The organism is Phenylobacterium sp., from assembly GCF_046590535.1.
In the GTDB taxonomy this organism is placed as follows: Bacteria; Pseudomonadota; Alphaproteobacteria; order Caulobacterales; family Caulobacteraceae; genus Phenylobacterium.
The window spans coordinates 1-3,170 of record NZ_JBKJTG010000244.1 but is presented as its reverse complement, the minus strand read 5'-3'; the positions used below and the strand labels follow the sequence as shown (position 1 = coordinate 3,170).

The following is a 3,170-nucleotide window of genomic DNA, read 5'->3' as shown; positions in this document are numbered from 1 at the left end:
CAAGCGTAGCCGCCGGCCGCTAGGTGATCGACATAGTCGCGTACCGCGCCCGCTTTTCCCGACTTCACCAAAGCTTCAGCCGTTCGCCCGCCAAACGCCGGGATCTGCTCGGCCCTGTACCAGGCCATCGCCTGAGCTGGCCCGCCAGCCCAGGCTTGCACGAGGCTGATGATCTCCAGCATCTCGCGTACCCGGGTCTGCGCCTTGGGGCCGTCCCGGCGGCTCGCCTTCTGGAAGACTTCGCGGGCCAGGCCGGCCGTCTCCGCCAGCTGCGCTTTGGACATGCTGAAGGCGTCCGCAACATCATCGACCTTCACGGCGCCGCGTTCGTTCATCAAACTAGCAATCGAGAACCGGCCCGAGAGGCGTGAGCGGGCGACCTTACGGACCTGTTGATGGCCCACTGGTATCGCCGCCTTCTTTGGCACTTCGGCCATGTGCCGTTCCTTTGACCTCAATTCCGGTAAAAATACGGTCGTACGTTGGCAATTGCAAGCCGACTGACTGCAGGCTTAGGTCAGACGGGACCAACAGATCGCGAGGTGGCGCATGTCCAGCCCTCCGAAGCCCAGGGCGGCTCAGTACGTCCGCATGTCGACCGATCAGCAGGCCTATTCAATCGCCTACCAGACCGCCTGCAATACGTCGTACGCCCGCGAGCGCGGGTACGACCTCGTCAGGACCTACGAGGACGCCGGGGTTAGCGGTCTCACCCTGGAGAAGCGCGCGGGCCTGAAAGCGTTGCTCGCCGATGTCATGTCTGGCGCTGCAGATTTCACGGTGGTCGTCGTCTACGACGTGAGCCGCTGGGGCCGGTTTCAGGACCCCGACCAGAGTGGGCACTACGAGTTCCTGTGCCGGGAGGCTGGCGTCGAGATCGAGTACAGCGCCGAGCCCTTCGCCAACGACCGCAGCCTGAGCACGACCCTCATCAAGGGCCTCAAGCGCGCGATGGCGGCGGAGTACAGCCGGGAACTCTCCACGCGGGTCTCCCGCGCCAAGCGGGGCCTGGCCAAGCAGGGCTACTGGCAGGGGGGCCCGGCGCCGTATGCGCTGCGCCGACAGGTTCTCAATCCGGATGGGACGCCGGGACCCGTCCTCGAACGGGGGCAGCACAAGGCTTTGCGAGGCTGGCACGTGACGCTTGCGCCCGGTCCACCCAAAGAGGTGGCTGTGCTGCGAAAGATTTTCCGACTCTCCCTCGTCGGTGGACTGTCAGCCGGCGAGATCGCGCGCACCCTGATCAAGGAGGCCATCGCCTCCTCCGGCGCCGGACCCTGGACCCCGGGTAAGATCCGCCTGATGCTGGTCAACGAGGCCTACGTGGGCACGAATGTCTGCGGGAAGGTTTCCACCCGCCTGCGGCGTTCCACAAGGCAATCGAGTGATAAGTGGGTGCGCAAGGCCGGCGCGTTCGAACCGCTGATCTCCCGCAAGGTTTTCGACGCGGTGCAGATCTATGCCAGGCCCCGCGCATCACGGGCCAATGACGAACAGCTGCTTGAGGAATTGCGGGCGGTGCTGGCCGATGTCGGCCGGCTCAGCCGGGGCGTCATCGAGGGTGATGCGAGAACCCGTTGCGCTGGCACCTACCACCGTCGCTTCGGCTCCTTATCCCAGGCGTTCCGCTTTGCCGGATACGAGCCCAACCGCCAGCAAATTGCGGCCGCGGCCTGGGCGCATCGCCATCATCCGAGCCGTCGTCGCCGCAAGTTGGCCCCCCGCACCGACGAGGCCCTTCTGGACCGCCTTGCGCAGCTGCTGACCGAGAAGGGGGCACTTTCGGTGGCCATCATCAATGCAGCCTCTTCGATAGCGCCTGCGGAGGTCTACAGGCGCCGGTTTGGCGGCATGCGGCAGGCCTACGCCCTCGTCGGGTATGCTCCGACTAACCAGCAGGAACTGGCGTTGGACCGTTTTGGGGGGCAAGCGGTCACGCAGGCGCAGGCAGCAGCGCTGCGGGCAAGTATGTCGACCAGCGAATAGGTCCCTCGCCCTCAATGGCGGCGCGCTCTTGCGCCCGATGGGAACGCTGCCTAAGTACGATTCAAGCGCTGCCGCCAACTAGGCCGGCGCCCAACTTCCCCCCAAGACCTAGCGTCCGAGACGCGACCACTTCGGCCGCAGCGAGACGCGCTACAGGAGACATGCATGCTGACTGATCGGTTTGCCGACGCGCTGACGTTCGCCGAGAAGCTCCACCGAACCCAGGCCCGAAAGGGCAATGACATCCCCTACGTGGCCCACCTGCTCGCGGTCACCGCCACCGTGCTGGAGTGGGGCGGCGACGAGGACACTGCGATCGCGGCCTTACTGCACGACGCGGTCGAGGACCAGGGCGGGGAAGCGACCGCCCAGGCCATCCGGACGCGGTTCGGAGACCGCGTCGCCGACCTCGTGCTCCACTGCACCGACAGCACGGCGCCCAACCCGGGCGAGAAGCTCCCATGGCTGGAGCGCAAGACAGCCTACTTGGCCCGGCTTGGGTCCGCGGGGCCGCAGGCGGCGCTGATCACCGCGGCGGACAAGCTGCACAACCTCACCGCCACCCTTCGCGACGTACGCCGCGATGGTCCGCAGTCGCTGGAGCGGTTCAACGAGCCCGATCGGGTGGTCTGGTACTACCGGGCGGTGACCGAGGCCCTGTGCGCCCACCGGGCTCGCGCGCCGATCGCCGAGCTAGGTGACGCTATCAAAGAGCTCACGCGGGCGCTGGCCTCCCCCCGTCACGACCTGAAGGCAGTCAATCCTTGAGGGCGGAGACGGACGAGGATCGCGACCTCCCCGACTACAACCCTGAGGTCCGGCAGGAAATCAATCTGACCCTGCAGGCCATGCCCCCAGGCGAGTGGGGAGAGTTGGCGCTTTGCCCCGGGCCCTACGGATGCCCGCCCTGGGGACATGAGCAAAGTGAGGTGACTGAAGGTGGCGAAGAGATGTTCTGTTCGGGGTGCCGGATCATCCATCTCTACCGGCCGCGCGAGCGCCAGGACTAGCCCTCGGTAGGCTCCGACCGCTTCCTGCCAAAGAGGCTGAGCCTGCCGCGGACTCTCGGCTTGGCTGGGAGCTTGGACGCGACGGCCTCTACCAGCGCCGCTGGCATCGCTTTCCTTCCGAATCCGCGAGCCTCCGCCATCGCCGACCTGGCGGCCGAGGTGTTCGCAGCCACC

At 66.4% G+C, this 3,170-nt stretch carries 4 protein-coding genes; 3 read left to right on the top strand and 1 reads right to left on the bottom strand.

The features are described from left to right. The coding region (locus tag ACLL81_RS15225) for an antitoxin Xre/MbcA/ParS toxin-binding domain-containing protein (RefSeq protein ID WP_411289209.1) at positions 1-437 on the bottom strand (437 nt) is incomplete at its 3' end. Between the two features lie 112 nt (positions 438-549). Between ACLL81_RS15225 and ACLL81_RS15220 the strand changes: the two genes are divergently transcribed. The 3 genes from ACLL81_RS15220 (at position 550) to ACLL81_RS15210 (ending at position 2,996) form a co-directional block, all read left to right on the top strand. Continuing rightward, positions 550-1,986 (top strand): recombinase family protein, encoded by a 1,437-nt coding sequence (locus ACLL81_RS15220; RefSeq protein ID WP_411289208.1) that lies wholly within the window; start codon positions 550-552, stop codon positions 1,984-1,986. A 165-nt stretch (positions 1,987-2,151) separates the two neighbouring features. After that, on the top strand, positions 2,152-2,754 hold the full coding sequence (locus ACLL81_RS15215; RefSeq protein ID WP_411289207.1) for an HD domain-containing protein: 603 nt from the start codon (positions 2,152-2,154) through the stop codon (positions 2,752-2,754). Further along, the gene (locus ACLL81_RS15210; RefSeq protein ID WP_411289206.1) at positions 2,751-2,996 is read left to right on the top strand and encodes a hypothetical protein; all 246 of its coding nucleotides are present in this window, start codon (positions 2,751-2,753) and stop codon (positions 2,994-2,996) included. The genes ACLL81_RS15215 and ACLL81_RS15210 overlap by 4 nt, the downstream gene beginning before the upstream one ends. The last annotated feature ends 174 nt before the right edge of the window (positions 2,997-3,170 follow it).